This is a genomic window from Klebsiella sp. GW_Kp181, from assembly GCF_040062315.1.
Lineage (GTDB): Bacteria > Pseudomonadota > Gammaproteobacteria > Enterobacterales > Enterobacteriaceae > Klebsiella > Klebsiella oxytoca.
Map to the genome: position 1 here is coordinate 230,993 of NZ_JBEAFR010000003.1, position 25,453 is coordinate 256,445.

26 protein-coding genes and 1 other annotated feature are annotated in these 25,453 nt (G+C 56.6%); of the genes, 7 read left to right on the forward strand and 19 right to left on the reverse strand.

The window, feature by feature from the left end; genetic code table 11:
- Positions 1–2 precede the first annotated feature (2 nt).
- Positions 3–734, forward strand: a complete 732-nt coding sequence (locus ABLV11_RS04035) for a lipoate--protein ligase family protein (RefSeq protein WP_187365472.1) — start codon at positions 3–5, stop codon at positions 732–734.
- Here the strand turns inward: ABLV11_RS04035 and ABLV11_RS04040 are convergent.
- Complete coding sequence (locus ABLV11_RS04040) at positions 727–1,644, reverse strand: LysR family transcriptional regulator (RefSeq protein WP_064344235.1); 918 nt, start codon at positions 1,642–1,644, stop codon at positions 727–729. The two genes, ABLV11_RS04035 and ABLV11_RS04040, sit on opposite strands and share 8 nt — an antisense overlap.
- A 113-nt stretch (positions 1,645–1,757) precedes the next feature.
- Between ABLV11_RS04040 and ABLV11_RS04045 the strand changes: the two genes are divergently transcribed.
- Positions 1,758–2,147 (forward strand): tautomerase family protein, encoded by a 390-nt coding sequence (locus tag ABLV11_RS04045; protein ID WP_134882863.1) that lies wholly within the window; start codon positions 1,758–1,760, stop codon positions 2,145–2,147.
- On the opposite strand, the gene ABLV11_RS04050 is transcribed toward ABLV11_RS04045, so the two are convergent.
- The 6 genes from ABLV11_RS04050 to ABLV11_RS04075 all read right to left on the reverse strand — a co-directional run bounded on the left by ABLV11_RS04050 (position 2,144) and on the right by ABLV11_RS04075 (position 8,254).
- Entirely contained in the window at positions 2,144–3,148 is a 1,005-nt protein-coding gene (locus tag ABLV11_RS04050) for a LacI family DNA-binding transcriptional regulator (RefSeq protein ID WP_032744789.1), read from the reverse strand. The genes ABLV11_RS04045 and ABLV11_RS04050 overlap by 4 nt on opposite strands.
- Before the next feature lie 123 nt (positions 3,149–3,271).
- Entirely contained in the window at positions 3,272–4,213 is a 942-nt protein-coding gene (locus ABLV11_RS04055) for a sugar phosphate isomerase/epimerase (protein ID WP_004103608.1), read from the reverse strand.
- Positions 4,210–4,659, reverse strand: coding sequence for a PTS sugar transporter subunit IIA (locus ABLV11_RS04060; protein WP_004103610.1), 450 nt, complete (start codon positions 4,657–4,659; stop codon positions 4,210–4,212). Before ABLV11_RS04060 ends, ABLV11_RS04055 begins: the two co-directional genes overlap by 4 nt.
- Positions 4,660–4,682: 23 nt before the next feature.
- Entirely contained in the window at positions 4,683–5,693 is a 1,011-nt protein-coding gene (locus tag ABLV11_RS04065) for a Gfo/Idh/MocA family oxidoreductase (protein ID WP_348855185.1), read from the reverse strand.
- 21 nt (positions 5,694–5,714) lie between these two features.
- Positions 5,715–7,139 carry a sugar porter family MFS transporter gene (locus tag ABLV11_RS04070; RefSeq protein ID WP_016809178.1) on the reverse strand — a complete coding sequence of 475 codons (1,425 nt, stop codon included), beginning with the start codon at positions 7,137–7,139 and terminating at the stop codon, positions 5,715–5,717.
- Between the two features lie 377 nt (positions 7,140–7,516).
- On the reverse strand, positions 7,517–8,254 hold the full coding sequence (locus ABLV11_RS04075; protein ID WP_004103617.1) for an HPP family protein: 738 nt from the start codon (positions 8,252–8,254) through the stop codon (positions 7,517–7,519).
- A gap of 186 nt (positions 8,255–8,440) precedes the next feature.
- On the opposite strand from ABLV11_RS04075, the gene ABLV11_RS04080 reads away from it, so the two are divergent.
- The gene (locus tag ABLV11_RS04080; protein ID WP_004113907.1) at positions 8,441–9,550 is read left to right on the forward strand and encodes an adenosylhomocysteinase; all 1,110 of its coding nucleotides are present in this window, start codon (positions 8,441–8,443) and stop codon (positions 9,548–9,550) included.
- Between the two features lie 73 nt (positions 9,551–9,623).
- Here ABLV11_RS04080 and ABLV11_RS04085 read toward each other — a convergent pair whose 3' ends face one another.
- The 8 genes from ABLV11_RS04085 to dacD all read right to left on the reverse strand — a co-directional run bounded on the left by ABLV11_RS04085 (position 9,624) and on the right by dacD (position 16,134).
- The gene (locus ABLV11_RS04085; protein WP_230138164.1) at positions 9,624–9,794 is read right to left on the reverse strand and encodes a hypothetical protein; all 171 of its coding nucleotides are present in this window, start codon (positions 9,792–9,794) and stop codon (positions 9,624–9,626) included.
- 124 nt (positions 9,795–9,918) lie between these two features.
- A complete protein-coding gene (cobS, locus tag ABLV11_RS04090; RefSeq protein WP_016809180.1) occupies positions 9,919–10,659 on the reverse strand; it encodes an adenosylcobinamide-GDP ribazoletransferase in 741 nt (246 codons plus the stop codon).
- Between the two features lie 43 nt (positions 10,660–10,702).
- Positions 10,703–10,930, reverse strand: a complete 228-nt coding sequence (locus tag ABLV11_RS04095) for a bifunctional adenosylcobinamide kinase/adenosylcobinamide-phosphate guanylyltransferase (RefSeq protein WP_348855186.1) — start codon at positions 10,928–10,930, stop codon at positions 10,703–10,705.
- Positions 10,931–11,118: 188 nt separating this feature from the next.
- Complete coding sequence (locus ABLV11_RS04100; RefSeq protein ID WP_004103624.1) at positions 11,119–11,454, reverse strand: DUF496 family protein; 336 nt, start codon at positions 11,452–11,454, stop codon at positions 11,119–11,121.
- Between the two features lie 168 nt (positions 11,455–11,622).
- On the reverse strand, positions 11,623–12,681 hold the full coding sequence (locus tag ABLV11_RS04105) for an FUSC family protein (RefSeq protein WP_016809181.1): 1,059 nt from the start codon (positions 12,679–12,681) through the stop codon (positions 11,623–11,625).
- A gap of 96 nt (positions 12,682–12,777) precedes the next feature.
- Positions 12,778–13,251: a DNA gyrase inhibitor SbmC gene (sbmC, locus tag ABLV11_RS04110; protein WP_126489311.1), complete on the reverse strand. Its 474-nt coding sequence runs from the start codon at positions 13,249–13,251 to the stop codon at positions 12,778–12,780.
- 126 nt (positions 13,252–13,377) lie between these two features.
- Positions 13,378–14,814, reverse strand: a complete 1,437-nt coding sequence (locus ABLV11_RS04115; RefSeq protein ID WP_126489312.1) for a capsule assembly Wzi family protein — start codon at positions 14,812–14,814, stop codon at positions 13,378–13,380.
- Between the two features lie 153 nt (positions 14,815–14,967).
- Positions 14,968–16,134 carry a serine-type D-Ala-D-Ala carboxypeptidase DacD gene (gene dacD, locus ABLV11_RS04120; RefSeq protein WP_032728713.1) on the reverse strand — a complete coding sequence of 389 codons (1,167 nt, stop codon included), beginning with the start codon at positions 16,132–16,134 and terminating at the stop codon, positions 14,968–14,970.
- A gap of 180 nt (positions 16,135–16,314) precedes the next feature.
- Here dacD and sbcB point away from each other — a divergent pair, with 180 nt between their 5' ends.
- Positions 16,315–17,739, forward strand: a complete 1,425-nt coding sequence (gene sbcB, locus ABLV11_RS04125) for an exodeoxyribonuclease I (protein WP_032728443.1) — start codon at positions 16,315–16,317, stop codon at positions 17,737–17,739.
- 105 nt (positions 17,740–17,844) lie between these two features.
- On the opposite strand, the gene fusA is transcribed toward sbcB, so the two are convergent.
- Entirely contained in the window at positions 17,845–19,947 is a 2,103-nt protein-coding gene (fusA, locus tag ABLV11_RS04130; protein ID WP_032728444.1) for an elongation factor G, read from the reverse strand.
- Between the two features lie 238 nt (positions 19,948–20,185).
- Here fusA and ABLV11_RS04135 point away from each other — a divergent pair, with 238 nt between their 5' ends.
- Positions 20,186–20,497, forward strand: coding sequence for a helix-turn-helix domain-containing protein (locus ABLV11_RS04135; protein WP_004103633.1), 312 nt, complete (start codon positions 20,186–20,188; stop codon positions 20,495–20,497).
- Positions 20,498–20,748: 251 nt separating this feature from the next.
- On the opposite strand, the gene ABLV11_RS04140 is transcribed toward ABLV11_RS04135, so the two are convergent.
- From ABLV11_RS04140 to ABLV11_RS04150, 3 genes are all read right to left on the reverse strand, one after another.
- Positions 20,749–22,107 (reverse strand): APC family permease, encoded by a 1,359-nt coding sequence (locus ABLV11_RS04140; protein WP_004103635.1) that lies wholly within the window; start codon positions 22,105–22,107, stop codon positions 20,749–20,751.
- Positions 22,108–22,394: 287 nt separating this feature from the next.
- Positions 22,395–23,285 (reverse strand): LysR substrate-binding domain-containing protein, encoded by an 891-nt coding sequence (locus ABLV11_RS04145; RefSeq protein ID WP_348855187.1) that lies wholly within the window; start codon positions 23,283–23,285, stop codon positions 22,395–22,397.
- 38 nt (positions 23,286–23,323) lie between these two features.
- Positions 23,324–24,148, reverse strand: coding sequence for an SDR family oxidoreductase (locus ABLV11_RS04150; RefSeq protein WP_004103637.1), 825 nt, complete (start codon positions 24,146–24,148; stop codon positions 23,324–23,326).
- Positions 24,149–24,323: 175 nt separating this feature from the next.
- Between ABLV11_RS04150 and hisL the strand changes: the two genes are divergently transcribed.
- Positions 24,324–24,374: a his operon leader peptide gene (gene hisL, locus ABLV11_RS04155; protein ID WP_009654477.1), complete on the forward strand. Its 51-nt coding sequence runs from the start codon at positions 24,324–24,326 to the stop codon at positions 24,372–24,374.
- Positions 24,350–24,472 (forward strand) — a sequence feature (His leader region). Its footprint overlaps the gene before it by 25 nt.
- Before the next feature lie 47 nt (positions 24,473–24,519).
- Positions 24,520–25,419 carry an ATP phosphoribosyltransferase gene (gene hisG / locus ABLV11_RS04160; protein WP_004113925.1) on the forward strand — a complete coding sequence of 300 codons (900 nt, stop codon included), beginning with the start codon at positions 24,520–24,522 and terminating at the stop codon, positions 25,417–25,419.
- The last annotated feature ends 34 nt before the right edge of the window (positions 25,420–25,453 follow it).

Below are 25,453 nucleotides of genomic sequence, written 5' to 3' on the forward strand. Positions count from 1 at the left end.
CCATGATTCAGGAGCCCTGCTGGCCGCAGCGCTTTCATCACCAGCAGCTGCCGCTTCACTACTGCGCCGATCCGACGCTTGCCGAGCAGCCGCTGTTTGACCGGGCACGCGACGGGGAAGCGGTGGCCCTGCTCTGGCAGGCCCCGCAGGGATTTGTGGTGCCGGGAAGCTATCGCAAATTTGCCGAACTCCCGGCGGTAAGCGAGCAGTTTGCCAGCCGGGGATGGCCGGTCTGGCAGCGCCGCTCCGGCGGCGGCCTGGTCCCGCAGGGGCCGGGAATTGTCAATCTCAGCCTGGCCTGGCCGGTTTATCACTCGCTGGGCGAAGCCGCAGAGTTGATTTATCTTTTCCTCTGCGGCCTGTTGCAGCGTACGCTTTCAACCTTTGGCGTAGCCAGCCACTTTCAGGCAGTCAGCGGTTCATTTTGCGATGGTCGCTATAATCTGGCCTGCGGCGAAGGCGGGCAGGTGCGAAAAATAGCCGGCACGGCCCAGTACTGGCGCCCCATGCCGGCAGGACGGGGCCATGTGGTCCTCGCGCACGCGGTGATCCTGCTGGACGTCGAGCTACAGGCTGCCCATCGGGCGGCCAATGATTTCGAAGCCCGGCTCGGCAGCGGACGGGTATACCGCGCCGAGAAAACCGTGACGCTTGCCGAACTTGTGACACAACCAGCCGATTTGCTCTCCCGCTTTCGCGAGGCGCTGGTGCAGGAGTTACAGAATATTAGCTGAAGGTCGTCTTCAGATAGCGGCTAAAGGTCTCTACTGCCCGCGATACGCGCGGCGCGTAGGGGCGAATAACGTAGAGACTTTCCGCAAACACATCCACCGGCCGCCATTCCGGCAAGAGCTCCTGTACCAGCCCGCGGCCAATCGCCTCCCTGGCGCTAAAATCCGGTAGTAAGGCAATTCCCAGCCCCGCCAGCACCGCATCGCGCAGGGATTCGCTGTTATTGGTGGCAAACGGCCCCTGCACCTTCACGCTCACCCGCTCGTCGTCGCGCTCGAAGGTCCAGTGCGGGCTTTGCGGCCCGCGCGGGTAGGTCAGGCATTGATGCTGACGCAACGCGTCAGGCGAATCGGGGCGACCAAAGCGACGAATGTAGTCCGCCGAGGCGACCACCAGGGTTGCCGTACGGCATAGCGGCCAGGCTACATGGGTCTCCGGCAGCAGCTCGCGACGACAGTGACGAATGGCAATATCAAACCCTTCGCTGGCGAGCGACACCAGCCGATCGGTCACCTCCAGCTGCAGATGAAGCTGCGGGTGCTGATGCAGAAAAGGCGTGATGGCCGGAACCAGCTGCTGTCGAGAGAACGCCACCGGCGCGGTAAGGCGCAGCGTTCCGCGCAGCGGGCCGCCCTCATCGTCGCAGGTGCCGGTAAAAATCTCGCGGATCTGCCCAAACGGTTCGTTTAGTTCCGCCACCAGCCGCTGGCCATCTTCGCTTAGGGTCACGCTGCGGGTGGTGCGGTGCACCAGCGTCTTGCCGGTGACTCGCTCCAGTTCGCTTATTTTCTGGCTAATGGCGGACTTGCTGACCGCCAGCTTTTCCGCGGCGCGAGTATAGCTTTTTTGCTCCTCCAGTACCGTCAGCCAGTACAGGTGGGTCCAGTAAATGTCCGGGCGGATTTCGCTCATCATGATTGTTCACAGAGAAAAACAATGAGTTCAAATATAGCGGTTTTTACCGACTTCAGCACGAGGTAGCATCTCTTTCACCGAGGTAAATCCGACAATAAGGACCATCTGCTATGCCATTACTGACGTTTGATATCATTGAAGGACGCAGCGAAAACGAGATCAAAACCCTGCTGGATGCGGCACATCGCGCCGTTGTGCAGGCGTTCAAGGTGCCAGAGCGTGACCGCTACCAGATTGTTCACGAAAACAAAGCTCACCATATGATTATTGAGGATACCGGGCTGGGGCTGACGCGAAGCCGGGACGTAGTGGTGGTGAGGGTTTATACCAGCCCGCGCAGCGAAGCGCAGAAGCAGCTTTTTTATGCCACTCTGCAGGCTGAGCTTAAGGAGCACTGCGGTCTGAGCGGCGAGGATCTCATGATCTCGGTGATCGGCAACCACAAGGGGGACTGGAGTTTCGCTCACGGCGTAGCGCAGTATATTACTGGCGACCTTTAGCCCTGCCGACGATGCGACTGGCGCACGATGGGCTCCCCAGTGCGCCACGTCGCCGTCGGCCCTTCAGCAGCATCAATGAGCCGATTCAACGCCTCTTCCACCAGCCGCTCGCGTCGCTGATCGTAGGTCGTTAGCTGCCATTCCGGCGCCGCCGCCTCATCGATATTATCGAAACCGACAATACCCATCGTTAAATCGCGCTCGCGCAGCGCCTGAAGCGCGCCTATCGCCAGAATATCGTTTTCACAAAACAGGGCATCTACTCTTTCGCCTGCGGGCGTCGCGTCCAGATAGTCACTCATCGCCGCATATCCCCGGGTACGTAAATACTGGCCGGCAACCAGCAGAGTATCAAGCCGGCAGCCTGCCTGCTCCAGCGCCGCTTCGTATCCTTCCATCCTCATTAAATGGTGGGAAGCGGTATCCGGACCCTTCATATAGCCAAAAGTGCGATGCCCCTGCGCCAGTAGCAGTTCAGCAAGCTGCTTTCCGGCAAGCCGACCATCGATATTGACCACCTGGATTTCCGGATGATCGGTATTACGGCCAATCTGCACCAGCGGAACGCGATGAATTTCAGTGGCAATCGCGATAAGTTCCGGTGTCAGCACCGTGGCCATAAACAAGATACCGTCAACCTGGAGCTGGTAAGCCAGCGCCATCGCTGTGCGGGTATTTTCTTCATCGGTGACGTTAATCACCAGCGCCATGTAGCCACGATTCTGCAGCTGGCGAGTCACTTCGTTAAGCAGCAGCACCATGTTGGGATTGCGTAACTCGTCGACCGCCACGCCAATAATATGCGTTTGCTTTTGCGTCAGGCTACGCGCCAGTAAATTTGGTCGATATCCCAGAATATTAGCGGCTTTCATCACCTCTTCCCGGGTTTTGGGCTGGATGGAGGCCCCGGGGGTAAATGCCCGGGAAACCGTCCATTTGGAGACGCCAGCCAGTAACGCAACGTCGCTGGCGGTCGCTTTTTGTCGTTTTGGGGCGCTCATACTCGGTTTTAACGTTCCTGATAAAAAACATCCAATAGAACGTAAAATACAGCAAGATAGAATCCGCTCAACAAAAAACGCGCCGCGTTCTCCCGCCCCCCGGAGGGAAAACGCGGCCCGTTGTCACTGACTTAATGTGGCGTTGAGGGCATCAATCGACGTCCGTAGCCCTGCTTCAACGCTCATCGTCAGGTCCTCCATCTCCAGCGACACATAACCGTTATATCCGGTCATGCGCAGCACCGAGAAGAACTCTTTCCACCACTTCAAATCCTGTCCACAGCCAACCGCCACGTAGTTCCAGGTGCGGGTTTTGGTCTGCGTGACCGGCTGGTATTCCAGTAAGCCGTCGACATCCGCCAGCCCGCGTTCAATACGCGCGTCTTTACCGTGGACGTGATAAATCACCCCTTCAAGCTTACGGGCTGCGGCAATCGGGTCTGCCCCCATGGCGATCAGATGCGACGGATCGAGATTCATGCCGATTATATCGCCAACCGCCTCACGCAGGCGCAGCAGCGTGCTCGGGTTGTAAACCAGCTGGCTGGGGAATTCCTCGAGAGCAATCTGTTCGATGCCGTGTTCAGCCGCATGGCGGGTAAAAGCCTGCCACCAGGGAATAGCAACCTCGTTCCACTGGTAATCGATCACGCCTGGCATATAGTCCGGCCAGGAAACCGTCGAGGTGATCCAGTTAGGGATTTTATCGTCCGGCCCGCCGCCCGGCAGGCCGCTCATCATGACAATCTTTTTCACCCCCAGCTTTGCCGCCAGCTCGACGGTACGATAGCTGCTGGCGGTATGCTTCTCGCCCAGCGCGCCGGGGGCCAGCGGGTTACCCGAACAGTTCAGCGCAACGATCTCCATTCCGCGCTTTTCCAGTTCTCCGCGAAACGCCGCCAGCGCTGCCGAAGAAGCCAGCAGTTCTTCAGTTTTAACATGTGGACAAGGCGACCAACCGCCTGCGGTCATCTCCACGCCCGTAATGCCGTACTGCTTGACGCGATCGAGCATTTCCGGGAACGCCAGGCCGGCGAGAACATCGGTACAGAGTGCCAGTTTCATATTCTATCCTTCTTAAATGAGTGTCCTTCGAGGATCTGCATAAACGCGTCTTTGCTGTCGGCGCTGGCCAGCAGCGTGGTTTTCACTTCGTCATCAAGCAGGTCTGCCAGATCCGCTATAACATCAATGTGTTCATTATTTTTTGCCGCCACGGCGACCACAAGGAAAGCCACTTTCCCCTCCCCCCAGCCCACGCCATCCGGGAACTGAAACAGCTGGAAACCGGTTTGCCGCACCAGGTCGATCCCCTCTTTGCTACAGTGAGGCATCGCCACTCCCGCCCCGAGCCAGGTAGAGAGCGCCTTTTCGCGATCCACCATCGATTCAAAAAAACCCTCGCTGACGTAGCCGCTGGCCTGCAGGGAATCCGCGGCAATACGCAGCGCCTTTTTCTTTGAATTCGCCCGACAGCCAATAAAAATATCTTCTGGTTTCAGCGTTAACATGCGCCTCTCCCTTCGTTAATGGGTCAGCGGTAGAGCGCCGGACACTCCGGCAGAGAGACCGCGTGCTTTTCGCCATCCTTCAGCGATGCCAGGCCAGCATCGCATACCATCGCCACGACAAATCCGTCCCACGATGATAGCCCGCTCATCTCCGCCCCCAGGTTTACCCGGTCAACGAAATTCTGCACCTCGCGATCGTAGGCGGTGGCGAAACGTTCCATACAGGTTTTGGGGATAGCGCGGCTATAACCCTGTGCCGAACGGACGGTGGTGAGAGCCTGTTCGGTCAATGCGCTAATGGCATTTTCGCCAATCACTTCACAGCGAATGTCGTAACCATAATCGCAGTTAACAAACAGCTCATCATCAATACGTACGCCGGATTCGGTTTCAAAAATCACAATCAACGGATCCTGCAGATGCGCGCAGGCTCTGCGCGTTTTCTTCTGTGGTTTATCGACGCGCACCGAAACGATATTTTCGTTAAGCAGATAGCGGATAATATCGATCTCATGGGTCGCGGAATCGTTAATCGCCATCTCCAGAGTGTAGCTTTCTGGCACAGAGGCGTTGCGATGTGCGCAATGGATGAGCAATATTTCCCCCAGTTCACCGCTATCCAGAGTCGCTTTAAGCTGGTTGTACCCTGGGTCGAAACGGCGCATAAAACCCAGCTGCAGCATACGTTTGCCGTAGGCCACTTCAGCATCAATAATCGCTTTGGCTTCATCCGCGGTTGGGGTCAGCGGCTTTTCGCAAAACACCGGTTTACCTGCCTTGATGGCGGCCAGAATTTGTTCTTTATGGACCGGACCAATAGAGCAAATAAAGATCGCATCCACGTCGTCCGATTGAATCATTTCGACCGCATCGTAATAGGGTTGAGCGCCATATTCGCGGGCAAGAGTGTCGGTAACATTACGATTGATATCGCAGACGGCGCTGACCCTGGCGTTCTGAATCACCGTCTGAAAACGCTGGAGATGATCGCGCCCAATCATACCTAAACCAATTAAACCGATATTAACTGTCATATATTCCTCCATGTCGCTAAATCAGAATCTGAATTTTTGTTCAATTTGTTCAAGGGTTAAGCCACGGGTTTCCGGCAGGAACTTCACCAGCAGAATCAGCATTATGACGTTGGTTACCGCGAAGAAACCGAAGGTCATTCCGCCGCCGTAGCTGTTGAGTAAAATCGGGAAAATAGACTGAATGATGAAGTCAAATATCCATAAACCGAATACCGCAAAACCCATACCCAGACCGCGCATCCGCAGCGGGTAAATTTCCGCGAGCATCAGCCAGAACACCGGTGCGATCCAACCCTGCATAAAGGTCAGAAACATCAGCATCAGGGCAAGGATGATGTAGCTGGCGCCGGTAAAGTTGGCGTGCAAGCCGCTGACGCCATCAACGGTTTCCATATGGAAGAAGAGCTTGAACGAGAGGCCAATCAACACCAGGCTAAGGGTGACGCCGATCTGTCCGGTAAAGAACATTTTCCGTCGGGAATGCCTGCCAATTAACAGCATCCCTAGTAGCGTGGCCAGAATAGACACGACGCCATTGGCCACGGCACCGGTCACCGCCGCCGCATCGCCAAGTCCGGTGGCTTTCAGCACCGTCGGCGCGTAGTACATAATGGTATTCACGCCGGTTACGCGCGTTGCCAGCACAATCATCAGCCCGATCAAAATCAGCTGCAGCACCCATTTTTTCTTCAGCTCGTCAACAAATCGGCCATGGTTGATGCCAATCTGACTCACCTGCTGGATATCGCGGATCTCCTGCTCCACCTCTTCAGGCCGACGAATCGTTTTCAGCACCGCAACCGCTTTGTCTATTTGCCCCTTACGCACGAAGAAACGCGGAGACTCCGGCATTACCAGCATTCCAATCCACAGCAGCGCGCCGGGCAGCGCCGGAATAGCCAGCATCAGCCGCCAGTTGTGCGACATGTCGGGATAGAAATTGACGATGGAAGCGTTGACGGAGTAAGCGAGAAACTGCCCGGTGACGATCATCAGTTCGTTGACCGTCACCAGCCGTTCACGCTGCGCGGGCCGCGCCAGCTCTGAAATATAAATCGGCACCGTCACTGACGCACAACCAACCGCCAGGCCGAGGATAAAGCGGGCGATTATCATCGACGACATATCCCACGCGACGGCGGTACCGAGGGCGCCAAAGATAAAAATCACCGCTACCCACAGAATATTTTTCCGCCGCCCCTGGCGGTCGGACAGCCAGCCGCCGCCAACGGAGCCGATTGCCGCGCCGAATAATAAAAACGATGTCACCAGCCCTTCCTGCAGAGGAGTGAGGCCAAGATCGTTCTTCATGAAAATCAGTGCGCCGGAAATAACCCCGGTGTCATAGCCAAAGCACAGCCCACCAATGGTTGAGACGAGGGTTATTAATCTGATTTTCTTATCATTATCTGTTTTACGACTTTCAGTTATCACATGATCGGTCATTTTGTTGTCCTGTCAGGGATGAGCGTTCTATCGTTTTGTTTTTATGAATAAAAAGATCACATTGCCGATCCAGATACGGCAGGTTCTGGCATCAGGAATACATTTGCACCTTTTTGCACCCGAGTGCATTATTTAACAACTTGTTATACTCTCACGGATTAAAAAATCCATAACAAGTTATTTTGAAATATTCATTTCGTTAAGGGCGTCAACTTTTTGCTCATTGAATGGCCAATTTTGTCGATCGCAGTCACGATCCGCAGAGCTTGTCGCTTTCGGGGGGAGCAAAATGCGTGGTTCAGGCTAATGGCTGGGGAGGAAGGCTATACGAAGGGGAACCCGTGGATTAATCCGCGTTCCCCAGAGAGCCAGGGACGTCAGGATCGCTGGGCGCTGGCGATACGCTGTCTGGCTTTTTGTTCAATATTTTCCAGCAGCTCCTGCACGTCGTCTTCATCAATGTCGAGAAACTGACCGTCCAGCAGGGCCGCATGAATATCTTCGCGCGTCACGGATATGCCCAGCGGCACCGCCTCCGCTTTCGCCTTCACTTCCTCCGCCGCCAGCGGATGCGGGTAGCGCCGTCCGACCAGGTTATTAAAAACAATGGCCAGCATCGCCAGCATCAATGAGTTGAGTAACACCGGGGTCAGAACAAAGTGATAGCCTTCGCTCTGTATCCCCGCCCCGCCGAGGATCGCCGTTAACGCCACCGCTCCGCCCGGCGGATGCAGGCAGCGCAGGAAATACATGCCGGCGATCGCCAACCCTGCCGCCACGCCGCAGGCCAGCGCCAGGTTCGGGATGGCGATTCCCACGGTCACGCCAATCAGCGCTGAAAGGACATTACCGCCGACTATCGACCACGGCTGGGCCAGTGGACTGCTCGGCACGCCAAACAGCAGCACCGCCGACGCGCCCATCGGGGCGATAAACCAGATATTGACCTCGCCTAATAGCCAGTGGCTAAACATACTGGTGACCGCCAGCCCCGTCCCGGCGCCTATTGACGCCAGAACGATATGTTTTCTGGCGACCGGTAACGCGTGCGGCTTAAGGCGGCCAAGGAAAATGCGGATCCGTGAAAAGAGCGATCCGGGTAAAACGCTTAACATCGTGCAGCTCGCTTACATCATATTAAGAACTTATGTTTCATTTTCTTTTTTTAACCTTGTTTTAACAACCACGCCTTTATCGTGGCTTTTCGTTATTCATTTTGTGAATGTAAAAAAGGCGCGCGCTACGTTAAAATCGCCCTTACGTCTGGGTATCAGTACTCTATGGATTGAAGGTCAAATACGTTGAATAACAAGATAAAATTAGAGAAAGAAATCGCATGGGCCAGCCAGAATATGCCGCGTACGCTGCGCCAGGTCGCCGCCCTGCCCGACCTCAGCCAGGTTCGTCTGGCCTGCTGTATGCACCTGGATATGAAAATGATCCCACTGGTGCAGGGAATTCTGGAAAAAGGGGCGAAGGTTTTCCTGACCACCTGTAACCCAACCACGGTGCAGGATGATGTGGTCGCCTGGCTGGTGGAGCGCGGCGCTGAGGCTTGCGCATGGCGTGATATGAGCGATGCCGACTGGCAGCAATCGTGGGAAAAAGCGATTGCCTGGCAGCCGACGCATCTGTGCGAAATGGGCGCGGATATAACAACCCTACTGCATCAGCGTGGGGAGTTCGGCAATGTTGTCGCCGGGCTTGAAGCGACAGGCTCTGGCGTTAGCCGCCTCGGCGATATTCGGCCCGGCTATCCGATTTTTAACTGGGATGATTTGCCGGTTAAGGAAGGTCTGCATAACCGTCATATGGTCGGCCTGACCGCGTGGCATACCTTCTTCCAGACGACCCACCTGACCCTGCATGAGAAAAAAGTACTGGTCATCGGCTATGGTCTGGTCGGCCAGGGGGTTGCGGCGGCGGCGAAGGCCTTCGGCGGCCAGGTCATGGTGGCGGAAATCGACCCGGCACGGAGATTACAGGCTGCCTACGACGGCTGGCACGTTGTTGAATTACAGGAGGCGATAGCTTCGGCGGACGTGGTGGCCACGGCTACCGGCGGCAAAAAAGTCGTTAACAGCCAGGCGCTTGATAAATGCAAAGATGGAGTGTTTATCCTCAACGTGGGTCACGTGGCGGAAGAGATTGATTGCGAGTACCTGCGCCAGTTCAGCCAGGAAGAGGTCATGCCCTATATCAACGCTTACCGGATGGGCCAGAAAACGATCTATCTGATGGCGAACGGTTCAATGCTCAACCTGACCGCGGGTTTTGGCGATAGCCTGAACGCCTTTGACGTCACCCTGGCGGTGATGGCCAGCGGCATCCAGCATATTGTGACCGACGGCATGACGGCGCCGGCAGACGTTTATCTGCTGCCGCAAAGCGTATGGCAAAAAGCGCTGTAACCACATGCGCTGAATAATTTTCCCGGAGGCGGCGCGATGCGCCTTGTCCGGGCTACCGGCCCGCAGACTGCTGTTAACCTGTAGCCCGGCTAAGCGCAGCGCGAGCCGGGAAGAAATCATGCCGATCCCTCACCTCAGCACATCCTCCGCAGGCGGCGCGATGCGCCTTGTCCGGGTTACCGGCCCGCAGACTGCTGTTAACCTGTAGCCCGGCTAAGCGCAGCGCGAGCCGGGAAGAAATCATGCCGATCCCTCACCTCAGCACATCCTCCGCAGGCGGCGCGATGCGCCTTGTCCGGGTTACCGGTCCGCAGACTGCTGTTAACCCGTAGCCCGGTCAGCGCAGCGCCACCGGGAAGAAAGCAAACTTACAGCAGGGCCAGCAAAAATATGACTTCACCGAGCTCAATCGCCGCGCCTAAGGTGTCGCCGGTTTGCCCGCCCAGAGTACGCTTCAGCGCCTGGCCTAGCGCCCAGACCAGCACCAGCGTGATAAGCGCTGCGCGCAGACCGTTAACGCCGAGCAGCAGCGTCGCCAGCGCCAGAGCGATCCCCATGGCGATCAGCGTCTGTTGCAGCGAGATTTTACCGATAAACAGATTGCCCAGCCCCTCTTCGCGCGCGTAGCGCTGACGGTACATCAGCAGCACCGCCATACCGCGGGCCACGGCGCAGGCGGCCGCCAGGGCGGCAACCGCAGACGTACCGCGCAGCGTGACCTCGCTGACCACCAGCACTTTTGCAATCAGCACAAAAATCAGCGCCAGCCCGCCGTGAGTGCCCAACCGACTGTCGCGCATAATCTCCAGCATCCGCTCGCGGCGGCGGGCAGAGAAAATACCATCACAGGTATCCGCCAGCCCATCCAGATGGAAGCCGCCGGTCAACAGCGCCAGCGCCAGCACGCCGAGCAGCGCGGCAAGCGGGCCGCCGCACCAGGGCTGGAGCAGTATCACGACAACCCCCGCGATCGCCCCCAGCAGCAGGCCAACAAAGGGAAAAGTAACGATACTGCGTTGATATTGTTCAATTTCCAGCCCCTGAGACAAACGCGCCGGGACCGGCAGGCGGCTGATAAACGATAATGCGGCAAAAAATGACTTAATCATGGAAAGATGACTCCTGTCGTTAAACCTTGCGACCAGCGGTTATTCACCGCCGCCGCCGACCGTAACCTGACTTATCTGCGTAGCTGCTGCGTGGACGCTCTTCCAGCCGCCAGTGAGCCAGCCGGGTATCGCGGTGATGTTGAATGCGTGCAGCTATTTGCTTATCGGATATCCGGGAGGTAGCGATATAGATCGCCGAAACGAAAGAGTTGAGTAGAGATTGGGCATCACGGCGTAGGCCGCTAAGCGCGTCGCCGGTCATCAGTATCATCGCGGCGGCACCTGTTGCAGGGACAGCATGAGATAAAACCTTCCGATATCAATATGTTTACGGCGGAAGTATACCAAATTCCTGGGGAAAGGTTCAGCGTTACAGAAGCTGTTTTGCTAAGGAATGCGAGATGACGCAAGAGGAGGAATCACTCCGGCAGCGAGAGCCGCCGGAGCACACAAACGGGATTACTCGGCAGATTTATCTTCTACTTTCGCTTCGCCCATTGCTTTCAGCTTTTTAGAGATATCGCGACGTTCTTTGGAGATCTCGGCGTTTTTAATGATGTAGTCGTCAACGCGATCTTCGTAATCGCTCTTCATGCTGGCAATGATGCCCTGGATAGCTTCAACGCTCATGCCCGGCTTGATGTAGTCGCTCAGGTTGTCCAGCAGCAGTACGCGCTTCTGGTTATCACGGATCTTTTTCTCAACGTCCTGAATTTCACGCTGCAGTTTATTCTTACGACGATACAGGCGAACAAACTCCAGTACGTCCTGGAAAGAAGGCTTAGTTGTTTCCATTTTTACACCCCTAATATTTGAGATTCGGATTCGCTAAAGCGACTGCTACATAGGGCTAACATAACTGTTAGCAGCCGCTGATGACAATGTTTTTTCCTTTGCCTTTATCATAACCCTAAACGCTGCTGAATCGAAGCAAGCGATGGGCAAACCGCGCGTATCTGGTCTTTATTTACGCAACGCCCGGCAGATTAAATGCGACAGCAGCTCAAGCTGCCGGGCCAGTTCGATGGTTAGCCAGACATAACCATGGATTGGCGTTTCAGAGAAATTGTCGTCCTGCTGCTCTTTGATGAGCTGGCGCAGCTCGGCCACAATTTCGTTGAGCTTTTCATTGTTAGCAAGAATCGGCTGCGGATTGCCCTCATACAATGCATGGGCGATAGTCAGCAACGTCTGCTGGGTCATTTGCTGCGTTTCGCGCAGCGTATGGGCATTCAGCATAACAAAATGGCCGGGACGCGATGCCCAGTAGGCGTTGATTTGCAGCTCCAGCATGCACACCAGATTCCGGCTAACGGTCTGGATCGCTTCAAAGATGGCCTTCTGGATATGCGTCTCTTTGCTGGCAGGCGTAATTAATCCGCGCATTTTGACCACATCGTTAAGCACCTTCTGCATATGCTTTTCCAGACGCGGACGCTCGACGAGGTTCGGCGAGAAGCCCGCCTGATACAGACGGTTGAAGGCGGTGACGTAGCTGGCCATCTGGATGCGCCAGTGCAGGAAAGCCCGCTGCGGCCAGATACCGGTAAACAGCATAGCCAGCAGGGAACCAAAGATAACGTCGCCGCTTCGCCATAGCGCGGTCGTCATATCGCCCGGCGGCGCGCCGACCACCACCGCCAGCGTGATGCCGATCAACAGCGCCTGGTAGGGCTTTTTACCCAACGCCAGCCAGCCGCAGAGGAACATCGCCACCGCGCACCACAGCAGCATAATGGGCAGAGAGATAAGTTCCAGCTTGAGCGCCACCAGCCCGAGCGCCGAGCCGAGGATCGTGCCGCCGATACGCTCAAACGCGCGCGGGACGACGTTTCCCCAGAAGGAGATAGGCCCCATCACCACCACCAGGGTGATGAGAGGCCAGGTACCTTCCGGCACGTTAAGCAGGCGCACCAGCAGAAAGGTGAGCACAAAGGCCAATGCTATTCGCACGCCATGGACGATGCGGTAATGGCGATACAGCCGAATTTCAAATGGCTTAAGTGATTTATCCGCGCGCACAACCGACTCCGACACAACGAAAAGGGCAATTGTAACTGCTTTTTCGCCGCAAGCATCACGCGAATGTAAGAAACCTTGTCAATTAAAGGGATAAGTTCACTTCACTACGGGTTCAACCGCGATATACATATCAATGTCCCAGTAGCCGTCCTGGTTACCATCGTTAAGGTAGACTTCAAAGCAGGGCTTCATCGCCATCTGATGCTCTGTGCTTTGCATCAGACTTTCGAAAAACTGATACCACGGAGTCGCAAAATCGAAATTCTCGACTCTGGCGCGGGCAACGGCATACTCGCCGCCGGCGATTTCGGTCATCACCACGCCTTCACTTCCTTCAGGGATCTGATAGTCTTCCGCCACCGTGACGGCGGTGTCGCAGCGCAGCTTTTCCGCCGGGACTTCGTCTGGATTGTCGTAGTAAACGGCCACCCACTCCTGCGCCGGAACCTGGCTGTTTTCGACCCACATCATCAGCTGTTCAAACCCCTGTTTAACCGTCTGTTCCCAGGGGCCGACCAGATGAAAACCGGCAATTTTCTTCTTGCCTACGGATTTAACGTTATAGTCCATGTTGCCTCCACTTTTGATAAAATACTGTATGTATATACATATAATCTAACAGTACAATCACCCATAGTATGTGCGGCAATTCACAAATCCGCGCGGCAAGAAGATTAAAAAAACGCCACCAGCGGGTTATAAACTGAACGGCAGTTCAATGCCGATGCTGGCCCCAACATCGTCGCTGGCGCTGTGGTTTGCATCGGTGTACCACATGGAGGTATTCAGGCGAACCGTCGGCATGACATCGCCGCTCCAGCCCAGCTGTACGCCCTTCAGCGTGTCGGCGTGCGGGAAGGCTTTATTGATTCGTTGGTTCTTCGGATTGACTTCCGCGTAGACCAGGCGCGCGCTCCAGCGCTGATTTGCTTCGGTGACCAGCTCCACCTTACCGGCATACAGGCGTCCATCGCCGCCCATCGCATCGCCCAGCGGGTAGCCCTGCTGATAGTAGCCATCTTTATAGATAAAGTGGTTATAGATATAGTTGGTGCGTCCCATATTCGAGCGGGTATCGTGGGCTTCCAGATACCAGTTAACCGCATTGCTGTTCCACTGATGGTGCCCTTCCACGCCGCCAAGGTAGAGGTGCGCCGAGGGCAAGTATCCGGCTTCATCCTCGCCGATCATCTGGCCGTAAATGCTCACCGGCCAGCCCAAGGCTGGCGCCAGCTTCAGCTTGAAATCAAAACCGGCCAGCTGATTGCCGGGATCGTCGGCCGATTCACCGGTGTTATCATTGCCGGTCAGGCCGTCCCAGAAGCTGCTGAATGATGAAGGTCGCCCTTCGCCGCCCCACTGCATAACGCGCGAAGCTCCCAGTTCCAGCGAGGAGATGGGCGAAAACGTCAGGCGACCGCCGAAGATTTTGGTATGCGGTACGGCGGCGTACTGGTTCATCTGGCTGGCGGAAAGTTGATACTGCCAGGGGCCAATCCAGCTTAGCCATGAGGTTTCCGGCGCCCGCTGTTCTGCACGCTGCAGCAGAAAACCGGTCATGGGACGCGCGGCATCGGAGCGAATCAAACTCCCTTCATAACCCGGTCCCCACCACTGCGGGATTTGCCCGAACGCCAGCCACTGGTTCCACAGTTTTACCGCGCCGTATGCGCCGTTGGCGTTTACGCTGGAGCCGTTGTCGATGCGTTTGTCGCCTTCAACATTGCCCTGTAGGTGCAGATCCCACCATTCACCGCTGTTGTTCAGGGCGAGAGAAAGCGACTGGTCAGCGGGATAAGACTGGGCAAACCCCTGCGGAGTTCCCGGCTTATCAGTGGAACTGTAACCGGTAACGCGCACGTCGGCTTTGAGCGCCCTTAAACGCTGATTTACCCGACTCAGAACCACCCGCTCTGCGGATGTTGTCGGATGGGCATTGGCCAGTGCACGGTTAATCTCTTCTTCGCTCAAAGGCCAGGTGGACAAACTTAAAGAGAGGGTTCCGCGGTCGGATAACCAGGCTAAATCATTGCGGAATTCGTTATCGGCCAGAACGAGGCCAGAGGCAAAACCAGAGGTGCTAAAAACGGCGAAAAGTCCCAGAGAAAGCGCACTACGCGCAAAGTATTTCATCTTCCCAGCTCCATTTTGGGCGCATAAGCGCCAGGGGATTTCCTGAATGGTGACCGGGTAAGGTAAGGGATGGACACTAAACAAAGCGCCAACCGAAGCAGCATAATAATCAAACAGCTACGAGATGCCGCTCCAGGCGGAGCGGCGGAGAAGTTACAGTTTTTGATGCAGATAATCGCTAAAGCGCGACAGCATGCCGCCCTTGCCGACGCTTTCCAGCGTCACCAGCGGCCAGTGGGCGACGACTTTATCGCCATCATAAAGAGAGATTTCACCGACCCGCTGGTGGGCGGTAATCGGCGCTTCCAGCACTTTTTTATCCAGCACATATTTCGCCTTAATGCGCGAGACTTCCGATTTCGGCAGCGCTAACCAGAAGTCCTGATCGGTCCCCAGCCTAATCTGCTCTTTATCGCCATACCAGATACGCTCAACGCCGACCTGCTTGCCGTCCTGCAGGACCTGGACGGTATCGAAGTTTTGCTGGCCCCAGTGCAGCAGCTTCGCCGCCTGCTGTTCACGCCCTTTCGGGCTGTCGGCCCCCATGACTACCGCAATCAGCCGGCGCTGGCCGTCCACCGCGGAGGCAATCAGATTGAAGCCGGCGCCGGAGGTATGGCCGGTTTTCAGACCATCAACGTTCATGGTTTTATCCCACAGCAGGCCGTTGCGGTTCTGCTGGGTAATGCCGTTCCACGTCAGACTCTTCTGGCTGTACATATGATAAACGTCCGGCTCACCGTGAATAATCGCCCGCGAGAGTACCGCCAGATCGTAGGCTGAGCTGTGCTGCCCCGGCGCGTCGAGGCCGTGAACGGTTTCAAAATGGGTATCCTGTAAATGCAGTTTGTCCACATAGCTGTTCATCAGCGCGACAAACTGCGGCTGGCCGCCGGCAACATAATCCGCCAGCGCCACGCAGGCATCGTTGCCGGAGTCAACGATGAGCCCGCGGCTCAAGTCGCGTACGCTAACCCGATCGCCAGGCTTAAGAAACATCAGGGAAGATCCCTTAAAGACCGGATTGCCCTGCGCCCAGGCGTCTTTACCGACGGTGACGATGTCGTCAAAGGTGATGCGGTGGCTGTCGATGGCGCGATCGACCACATAGCCGGTCATCAGTTTGGTCAGGCTGGCGGGATTGCGCTGCTGATGCTCGTTACCGGCGGTAAGGACCTGGCCGGTGGTGTAATCCATCAGCACCCAGGAACCGGCCTGAATGGAAGGCGGCGTCACGTTGACGGGAAAATCATTGGCGGCAAATGCGCAAGAAACGCTCGCAGCGAGCAAAGATACAGCAATAAACAAACGGCCTTTCAACGGCATATCCTCTAAATTGACAGATTCGCCGTCCTTTTTACGGAACTTCTCGTTTCATATCAGGGTTTAATTGCAAGAAAATATGACACTGGCGGTGTCAGGTAAAGCCGATACCCTTCTGATGGCCCGGCAAATCGTTTACCATGATGGCTGCTCGCCACCAGGGATAATGAACAGATTATGCAAGATAGCGCCAACCAGCCCGGATTTTTGTTTCACGATTACGAGACCTTCGGCACCAGCCCTTCGCTCGACCGGCCGTCGCAGTTTGCCGCCATCCGTACCGATGAAGACCTGAATGTCGTCGGCGAACCTGAAGTGTTCTACTGCAGGCTCGCCGACGACTATCTGCCGCAGCCGCAGGCGGTAATGGTCACCGGGATAACGCCGCAGGAGGCCAATGCCAAAGGCGACAACGAAGCCGCGTTTGCCCGCCGCGTTCACGATCTGTTCACGGTGCCGAAAACCTGCATCGTCGGCTACAACAACGTGCGCTTCGATGATGAAGTCACGCGCAATATCTTCTATCGCAATTTTTACGATCCTTACGCCTGGAGCTGGCAGCATGACAACTCCCGCTGGGATCTGCTGGACGTGATGCGCGCCTGCTATGCGCTGCGCCCCGAGGGGATCAACTGGCCGGAAAATGATGAGGGCTTACCGAGCTTCCGGCTGGAGCATCTGACCGTCGCTAACGGCATCGAACACAGCAACGCCCACGACGCGATGGCCGACGTTTACGCCACTATCGCGATGGCAAAGCTGGTGAAGACTCAGCAGCCGCGCCTGTTCGACTATCTTTACGCCCACCGCAACAAGCGCAAGCTGGCGACGCTGATTGACGTGCCGCAAATCAAGCCGCTGGTGCATGTTTCCGGTATGTTCGGCGCGGCACGCGGCAACACCAGCCTGGTCGCCCCGCTGGCGTGGCACCCGGATAACCGTAACGCGGTGATTATGGTCGACCTGGCCGGTGACATCGCCCCTCTGCTGGATCTGGATGCCGATGCCCTGCGCGAACGGCTGTATACGCCGAAAAGCGAGTTGGGCGATCTGGCTGCGGTGCCGATCAAGCTGGTCCACCTCAATAAGTGCCCGGTGCTGGCGCAGCAAAATACCCTGCGCCCGCAGGATGCTGACCGATTGGGCATCAATATCCAGCGCTGTCTGGAGAACGCCCAGCGGCTGCGGGCTAATCCACAGGTGCGCGAGAAAGTGGTGGCGATTTATGCCGAAGCGGAGCCGTTTGTGCCGTCCGATAACGTCGATGCACAGCTGTATAACGGCTTTTTCAGCGATGCCGACCGCGCGGCGATGAAAATCGTACTCGAGACGGAGCCGCGCAATCTGCCGGCGCTGGACATTACCTTTGCCGACAAGCGTATTGAGCGTCTACTGTTCAACTATCGCGCGCGCAATTACCCGGGCACGCTGGATGAAGCCGAGCAGCAGCGCTGGTTGGAGCACCGTCGCCAGGTGTTTACGCCAGAGTTTTTGCAGGCCTACGCCGATGAGCTACAGATGCTGTATCAGCAATATGCGGATGATAAAGAGAAGCTGGCGCAGCTGAAGGCGCTGTGGCAGTACGCGCAGGATATTGTTTGACTGGAAGAAATTCCCGGGTTGCGGCTAACGCCTTACCCGGGCTACCAACGGTGGCAGGACTCGTATCCCGGGTAAGACGCCTCACGTCGCACCCGGGAACGTAGTTTAGCCTTTGGCGCGGCTGGCGATAATCGCCTCAGCCACGTTGCGCGGGGCTTCCGCGTAGTGGTGGAACTCCATGCTGTAGGTCGCCCGGCCCTGGGACATTGAACGCAGCGTAGTGGAATAGCCAAACATCTCGGCCAGCGGCACGTCGGCGCGAATAATCTGGCTGCCGAACCGCTCCTCCATTCCCTGCACCATCCCGCGCCGGGAAGAGAGATCGCCCATAATATTGCCGGCGTACTCTTCCGGGGTCTCCACTTCCACGTGCATCACCGGTTCAAGAATAACCGGGTCGGCCCTGCGCGCCCCTTCCTTGAAGCCGAATATCGCCGCCATCCGGAAAGCCATCTCCGAGGAGTCGACGTCGTGATACGAACCAAACGTCAGGGTCGCCTTAATATCCACCACCGGATATCCAGCCAGCACGCCGGTGCCCATCGCTTCGCGCAGCCCTTTTTCGACTGAAGGGATGTACTCGCGCGGCACCACGCCGCCTTTGGTCGCGTCCTCAAACACGAAACCGCTTCCCGGCGCCAGCGGTTCAAGGCTCAGCACCACGTGACCGTACTGCCCTTTACCGCCGGACTGGCGAACAAACTTGCCTTCCACCTCTTTGACCGTTTTGCGGATCGTCTCGCGATAGGTCACTTGCGGACGCCCGATATTCGCCTCGACGCCAAACTCGCGCTTCATGCGGTCAACGATAATCTCCAGATGCAGTTCGCCCATCCCGGAAATAATCGTCTGGCCGGACTCCTCGTCAGTATGCAGACGAAACGACGGATCTTCCGCCGCCAGCCGCTGCAGGGCGATGCCCATTTTCTCCTGATCGGCTTTGGTTTTCGGTTCTATCGCCAGCGAAATCACCGGCTCCGGGAACTCCATCCGTTCAAGGGTAATCACCGCATCAGGGTCGCACAGCGTGTCGCCGGTGGTGACATCCTTCAGGCCGACGCAGGCGGCAATATCTCCGGCGTGCAGTTCGTCCACTTCATGGCGATCGTTGGCCTGCATCAGCACGATGCGGCCGATGCGCTCTTTCTTGCCTTTCACCGGATTCCACACCGCATCGCCTTTTTTCAGCGTCCCGGAATAGACGCGGATAAAGGTCAACTGGCCGACGTAGGGGTCGGTCATCAGTTTAAATGCCAGCGCCGAGAACGGTTCGTCGTCGCTCGGGTGACGTTCAGCGGGCTGCCCTTTCTCATCCACGCCCTGAATCGCCGGAATATCCAGCGGCGATGGCATCAGCTCAACCACCGCATCAAGCATCCGCTGCACGCCTTTGTTTTTAAACGCGCTGCCGCACAGCACTGCCTGGATTTCCCCCTTCACCGTGCGCTGACGCAGTCCGGCGACGATTTCCGCCTCGCTCAACTCGCCGGTTTCGAGATAGTTATCCATCAGTTCGTCGCTGGCTTCCGCCGCCGCCGAAACCATTTTTTCCCGCCACAACCGGGCGGTTTCCAGCAGTTCGTCGGGCACCGGCGCATAGCTGAAGGTCATTCCCTGGGTGGCGTCATCCCACAAAATAGCGCGCATTTTGATGAGGTCCACCACGCCGGTGAAGTGCTCTTCGGCGCCCACCGGGATCACAATCGGTACCGGGTTCGCCTTCAGGCGATCGGTCATCATCTGCACCACGCGGAAAAAATCCGCGCCGGGGCGGTCCATCTTGTTGACGAAGGCCAGGCGCGGTACGTGGTATTTGTTCGCCTGGCGCCAGACGGTTTCCGACTGCGGCTGCACGCCGCCCACGGAGTCGTAAACCATGACCGCACCGTCCAGTACGCGCATAGAGCGCTCGACTTCAATGGTGAAATCCACGTGCCCGGGGGTATCGATGATATTAATCCGGTGTGGCTCAAAGCTGCGGTCCATGCCGGGCCAGAAGCAGCTCACCGCCGCGGACGTAATGGTGATCCCACGCTCCTGCTCCTGCGCCATCCAGTCGGTAGTTGCCGCGCCATCGTGTACTTCCCCCAGCTTGTGGCTCATCCCGGTGTAAAACAGGATGCGCTCGGTGGTGGTGGTTTTGCCGGCATCGATATGCGCGGAGATACCGATGTTGCGATAACGTTCGAGGGGGATGGGTCGGGGCATGATGCGTCCTTAGTCATTTTGACTGTCAGTCAGCGGCCGGAATGAGCCGCCGTTCATTTAACGGCTTTCATCATAGTACAACTGTACGAGTATATTCGAACTATTTTTGCTATCGTTACGATTGGTATGGCTGCGACGACGCGCGTGGCTTTAGAAAAAGAGTTTGGGTATATTACCGGCCAGCCGCCGATAACGGCTGCTGCTCGCGGATCTGCGCCGCCGCCGATACAGGAATATTATGATCGCCAATCACCCCGAACGTGAACAAATTCGCCTCGAAAATGTGCTTTTCGCCCTCGGTAACCCGCTGCGGCTGGAGATTATCCGGATCCTTGCCGACGGCAGCGAGCAGAGCTGTAACGCCCTGCGTCATGAAGATGTGGCGAAGTCGACCATGACTCACCACTGGCGCGTCCTGCGCGACAGCGGGGTGATCTGGCAGCGGCCTCAGGGGCGGGAGAATTTGATTTCGCTGCGCCGGGAAGATTTAGACGCGCGCTTTCCCGGCCTGCTGGATACGCTGCTTAAGGTGATGCAGCAGGAGAAGTAAATCGCCCACATTTCTGCCGAATCTGCCGGAGGCGGTGCTGCGCATCTATCCGGGCTACCGCTCCGCAAAACCACACGAACTCGTGCCCGGGAATCCCGGGTTGCGGCGTACACGCCTTACCCGGGCTACCAGACCGTGGGCAGCGGTGAAACTGTAGTCCGGCTAAGCGTAGCGCGAGCCGGAAAGATCGACATCCGCCAGAAACAAAAAAGCCGGAGGTTTCCCTCCGGCTTTCTCATCACTAAACGCGATCAGGCAACGTCTTCGTACTGCGGTACCGGGTTGCGGAAGCTTTTGGTCACGCAGGCCAGGTAGACCAGACCAATACCGCCCCAGATCAGGCCGAGAACCATGGAGCTCTCTTCCAGGTTGATCCACAGCGCGCCGACGGTCAGCGCGCCGCACACCGGCAGAACCAGATAGTTGAAGTGGTCTTTCAGCGTCTTGTTGCGTTTTTCACGGATCCAGAACTGTGAGATCACCGACAGGTTAACGAAGGTGAACGCCACCAGCGCACCGAAGTTAATCAGCGCCGTTGCCGTCACGAGGTCGAATTTAATCGCCAGCAGCGCAATCGCGCCAACCAGCAGTACGTTCCACGCCGGAGTCCGCCATTTCGGATGCACGTAACCAAAGAAACGCGTCGGGAACACGCCGTCGCGGCCCATCACGTACATCAGACGGGAAACGCCCGCGTGCGCAGCCATGCCGGACGCCAGTACGGTGACGCTGGAGAAAATCAGCACGCCCCACTGGAAGGTTTTGCCCGCAACGTACAGCATGATTTCAGGCTGCGATGCGTCCGGATCCTTAAAGCGCGAGATATCCGGGAAGTACAGCTGCAGGAAGTAGGAAGCCCCGATAAAGATAAGGCCACCAATCAGCGCCGTCAGGAAGATAGCCTTCGGGATCACGCGCTCTGCGTCTTTGGTTTCTTCAGACAGCGAAGAGATACCGTCGAAACCGAGGAACGAGAAGCAGAGAATGGTCGCACCGGTAATCATCGGCACCACGTGCGCGCCTTCAGACCAGAACGGACGGGTGCTGGTCAGCGTGCCCGCGCCTTCGCCGTGCATAACGCCGTAGATAATCAGGCCAACAATCACCGCTACGATACCCATCTGCAGGATAACGATCAGGGTGTTGAAGTTCGCCACGGTCTTAATGCTGCGCAGGTTGGAGATGGTCATAAAGGCCACCAGCGCAACAACGAAGATCCACGACGGAATGGAAGGCACCAGCGCTTCAAAGTAAATTTTTGCCAGCAGAATGTTGATCATCGGCATGAACAGATAGTCCAGCAGCGATGACCAGCCAACCATAAAGCCAACGGCCGGGCTAATGGATTTCTGTGCGTAGGTATAAGCGGAACCCGCCGACGGAAAACGGCGAACCAGTTTACCGTAGCTCAGCGCCGTGAAGAGAATGGCGATCAGCGCGAAGGCGTAAGCCGTCGCAACGTGACCATCAGTCAATCCAGAGACGATACCAAACGTATCGAACAGCGTCATTGGCTGCATATAGGCAAGGCCCATCATTACAACCGGAATCAACGTAAGCGTTTTACGTAATTCCACGCGAGAGGTTTTTGGAGTAGCGTTATGCGACATAGTTATCCCCTTTTACGGTGAACGCCAGCGCGTAAGCAAAAAATTGCCCCATTTCTTTGTATTCCTCAGCGACAACCACTGTCGGTTTTTAGTAAATATCTATCCGGTACGAAGCCCGGCCTCTTGGTATTGAATGATGTGTCTTTCAACCAAAAAAATAACCGACACTTTAAAAAAGCGTCGGCCAGTTTCTGATTTTCAGGACGCGTATTTTGCAACAACTACTGGCACGATGACAAGATGTTGCAAGGCTTAATAATTACGGCTAATCTCTAACAGATTAATATTCATACGATTTTAGTATTATAGACCTGATGGATAGCACTATTTGCTAATATCTCTGCTCGCCACCACTCGCCCGCCAGACCACCGCCCTCTTCATGCCAGCCAATCCACGCGCGGTTTACCGGCGCAACCATCCTGGTTTGAATTATTCGCAGCTCGCCGCGCGCTAATAAAGGCTGCACCTGAAATAGCGGCAAATAGCCCCACCCCAGCCCGGCGCAAAGCAGCGTCAGTTGGCCGGAAAGATCGAATACCGTCAGGCTGTCCTGATTTTCTGCCTGCGGCAACAAGCCGCAGTTGGCAATCGCGCGATAACGGCGCAACGTGCGCCAGCTCAGCGGTTCGGTAATTTGCGCCAGCGGATGCTGGGGCGAAACGACAAATACCTGCGTCAGTTCACCGAGAAGCAGACAACCGTAGCCGCTTAGCGCCGGCGGGTCGCTCTGAACCCCGAGCAGCAGATCCGCCCGCCCTTCCGCCAGGGTCTGCCAGCCTGCTGCGAGGGTGTCACGGCGAAATTCCAGACGGGTGGCGTGATGCTGGCGATAAAACGCCGTTATCAGCGGTGCCAACAGGTAAAACGGGAAACCGCTATCAACGTTCAGCACCAGCCTGTCTTCCCAGCCCTGATGCAGCCTGACGGCCTGCTTTTCCAGCTCGCGGGCGGTATGCAGCACGTCGCGCCCTTTTTCCAGCAGCATCTGACCGGTACGGGTAAAGCGCGCCCGGTGGCCGCTGCGATCGAGTAGTTGAATATTGAGGTCGCTTTCCAGCTTATGAATGGTATAGCTCAGCGCGGAGGGCGTTTTATAAAGCTTTGCCGAGGCGGCGGCAAAACTGCCCTCTTTGTCGAGGGCATCAAGAATGACGAGCACATCCAGCAGTGGTTTCATCGCTACCCCCTTACGGTACGCGATTCAACGCTGGCGGATCACTCCATCGGCATCACCAGCGGGTCGGGGTATTGGTATTCAAACCCCAGTTCGTTGCAAATACGGCTGCCATCCACGATCTTGCCGCTACCGTTTTCCGGGTTATCAGAGAAGACGGGAACGGGAAGCCCAAGCTCGCGGGCCATCAGCGGATAAAAGACGCCGCGCGCGGGATGCTTAGGCGCACATATATTATAGATGCGTCCGCCTTTCGGGGACTGCAATAACAGCTCGATCGCGGCGATCGCATCCTGGAGGTGTACCAGGTTCACGCCGTGCTGGCCGTCCGGCGCGGATTTTCCGGCAAAAAAGCGCCCCGGGTGACGAGACGGCCCCACCAGCCCGGAAAGGCGCAGAATGTCCACCGAGGTGCCAGGAAGATTGTGCAGCCAGTCCTCCAGCTCTTTCAGCACTTGTCCGCTGGCGGTTTGCGGATTACGGGGCGAGCTCTCTTTCAGCGTGCCGCTGGCGTTGCCGTAGACGGAAGTCGAGCTGGTAAACAGGATGCGCGGCACGTGATGCGCGAGCGCGGTATCAACGATTTCCTGTACCGCCTGACGATAGAAGTCGTCTCCCGGCCCGGTCCGGCGCGCCGGCAGGGTAATCACCAGCGCGTCGACGTTCATTAATGCATCCAGGTCCTCAGCGTCGCAGACCAGCTGCGGCTCCAGACGCAGCGGGTAGCTGTCGATACCGCACATCCGCGCCGCCTCCACGCCATCCTGGGTGGTCTTACTGCCGGTGACCTGCCATCCCCGCGACATCAACGACAGCGCAAGCGGCATACCCAGCCATCCTAATCCTACAATTGCGACCTTCTTCATCCCCTTGCTCCTGAATTTTCGCTGTGCTGACTTAAGGCTACGCCAGCCGGCGGCAACTGACAATTTCTTCGGTCAATATGAAATGAATTAATGATAGAAAAAAGCCCTTGCTTTATGCGAGTGAAGTGGTTTAGGTTAAAAGGCATCAAATGCATAGTCATTCACAGAGAATTTTATGAACAGCGTTCAATTTAAAAACCACCATCATCACCATCATCCTGACTAGTCTTTCAGGCGATGTGTGCTGGAAGACATTTGGATCTTCCAGTGGTGCATGAACGCAAAGAGAGCCCCCGGAAGATTCACTTCCGGGGGCTTTTTTTTGGACCGCATTCGGACAGATTCAGACAGGGTTACAGAGGAAAATAACAATGTTAGACAACAGCCGTTTACGCATAGCTATTCAGAAATCAGGGCGTTTAAGCGAAGATTCACGCGAATTACTCAGCCGCTGCGGCATCAAAGTGAATCTGCACACCCAGCGCCTGATCGCGATGGCGGAAAATATGCCGATCGATATTCTGCGCGTGCGTGATGACGATATTCCTGGCCTTATCATGGACGGCGTGGTCGATTTGGGGATTATCGGTGAAAACGTGCTGGAAGAAGAGCTGCTGAGCCGCCGCGCCCAGGGCGAAGATCCGCGCTACTTTACCCTGCGCCGCCTCGACTTCGGCGGCTGCCGCCTGTCGCTGGCGACCCCGGCGGATGAACCCTGGGACGGCCCTGCGGCACTGGACGGCAAACGCATCGCGACCTCTTACCCGCACCTGCTGAAGCGCTACCTTGACCAGAAAGGCATCTCCTTTAAATCCTGCCTGCTGAACGGCTCGGTTGAAGTGGCCCCGCGCGCTGGCCTGGCCGACGCGATTTGCGACCTGGTCTCTACCGGCGCGACTCTCGAAGCGAACGGCCTGCGCGAAGTGGAAGTCATGTTCCGCTCCAAAGCCTGCCTGATCCAGCGCGACGGTGAGATGGCGGATAGCAAACAGCAGCTGATCGACCGCCTGCTGACCCGTATTCAGGGCGTGATTCAGGCTCGCGAATCGAAATACATCATGATGCACGCGCCCACCGAGCGCCTGGAAGAGGTTGTCGCCCTGCTGCCCGGCGCCGAGCGTCCGACCATCCTGCCGCTGGCGGGGGACAAGCAGCGCGTCGCCATGCACATGGTCAGCAGCGAAACCCTGTTCTGGGAAACCATGGAAAAACTGAAAGCGCTGGGCGCCAGCTCCATTCTGGTTCTGCCGATTGAGAAGATGATGGAGTAATCCGGCGGGTCGGTCACGGGACAAACAGGGGAAA

What these genes read in the sequence shown, in the direction of transcription:
- ABLV11_RS04055 (WP_004103608.1), bottom strand. Translation starts at nt 4,213, where the DNA reads ATGAAACTGGCACTCTGTACCGATGTTCTCGCCGGCCTGGCGTTCCCG.
- ABLV11_RS04095 (WP_348855186.1), bottom strand. Translation starts at nt 10,930, where the DNA reads ATGATACTGATGACCGGCGACGCGCTTAGCGGCCTACGCCGTGATGCC.
- ABLV11_RS04115 (WP_126489312.1), bottom strand. Translation starts at nt 14,814, where the DNA reads ATGAAATACTTTGCGCGTAGTGCGCTTTCTCTGGGACTTTTCGCCGTT.
- ABLV11_RS04150 (WP_004103637.1), bottom strand. Translation starts at nt 24,148, where the DNA reads ATGAAGAAGGTCGCAATTGTAGGATTAGGATGGCTGGGTATGCCGCTT.
- ABLV11_RS04045 (WP_134882863.1), top strand. Translation starts at nt 1,758, where the DNA reads ATGCCATTACTGACGTTTGATATCATTGAAGGACGCAGCGAAAACGAG.
- sbcB (WP_032728443.1), top strand. Translation starts at nt 16,315, where the DNA reads ATGCAAGATAGCGCCAACCAGCCCGGATTTTTGTTTCACGATTACGAG.
- cobS (WP_016809180.1), bottom strand. Translation starts at nt 10,659, where the DNA reads ATGATTAAGTCATTTTTTGCCGCATTATCGTTTATCAGCCGCCTGCCG.
- ABLV11_RS04135 (WP_004103633.1), top strand. Translation starts at nt 20,186, where the DNA reads ATGATCGCCAATCACCCCGAACGTGAACAAATTCGCCTCGAAAATGTG.
- ABLV11_RS04035 (WP_187365472.1), top strand. Translation starts at nt 3, where the DNA reads ATGATTCAGGAGCCCTGCTGGCCGCAGCGCTTTCATCACCAGCAGCTG.
- ABLV11_RS04140 (WP_004103635.1), bottom strand. Translation starts at nt 22,107, where the DNA reads ATGTCGCATAACGCTACTCCAAAAACCTCTCGCGTGGAATTACGTAAA.
- ABLV11_RS04145 (WP_348855187.1), bottom strand. Translation starts at nt 23,285, where the DNA reads ATGAAACCACTGCTGGATGTGCTCGTCATTCTTGATGCCCTCGACAAA.
- ABLV11_RS04070 (WP_016809178.1), bottom strand. Translation starts at nt 7,139, where the DNA reads ATGACCGATCATGTGATAACTGAAAGTCGTAAAACAGATAATGATAAG.
- hisG (WP_004113925.1), top strand. Translation starts at nt 24,520, where the DNA reads ATGTTAGACAACAGCCGTTTACGCATAGCTATTCAGAAATCAGGGCGT.
- ABLV11_RS04065 (WP_348855185.1), bottom strand. Translation starts at nt 5,693, where the DNA reads ATGACAGTTAATATCGGTTTAATTGGTTTAGGTATGATTGGGCGCGAT.
- ABLV11_RS04085 (WP_230138164.1), bottom strand. Translation starts at nt 9,794, where the DNA reads ATGATTTCTTCCCGGCTCGCGCTGCGCTTAGCCGGGCTACAGGTTAAC.
- ABLV11_RS04100 (WP_004103624.1), bottom strand. Translation starts at nt 11,454, where the DNA reads ATGGAAACAACTAAGCCTTCTTTCCAGGACGTACTGGAGTTTGTTCGC.
- ABLV11_RS04060 (WP_004103610.1), bottom strand. Translation starts at nt 4,659, where the DNA reads ATGTTAACGCTGAAACCAGAAGATATTTTTATTGGCTGTCGGGCGAAT.
- ABLV11_RS04040 (WP_064344235.1), bottom strand. Translation starts at nt 1,644, where the DNA reads ATGAGCGAAATCCGCCCGGACATTTACTGGACCCACCTGTACTGGCTG.
- sbmC (WP_126489311.1), bottom strand. Translation starts at nt 13,251, where the DNA reads ATGGACTATAACGTTAAATCCGTAGGCAAGAAGAAAATTGCCGGTTTT.
- ABLV11_RS04050 (WP_032744789.1), bottom strand. Translation starts at nt 3,148, where the DNA reads ATGAGCGCCCCAAAACGACAAAAAGCGACCGCCAGCGACGTTGCGTTA.
- ABLV11_RS04075 (WP_004103617.1), bottom strand. Translation starts at nt 8,254, where the DNA reads ATGTTAAGCGTTTTACCCGGATCGCTCTTTTCACGGATCCGCATTTTC.
- fusA (WP_032728444.1), bottom strand. Translation starts at nt 19,947, where the DNA reads ATGCCCCGACCCATCCCCCTCGAACGTTATCGCAACATCGGTATCTCC.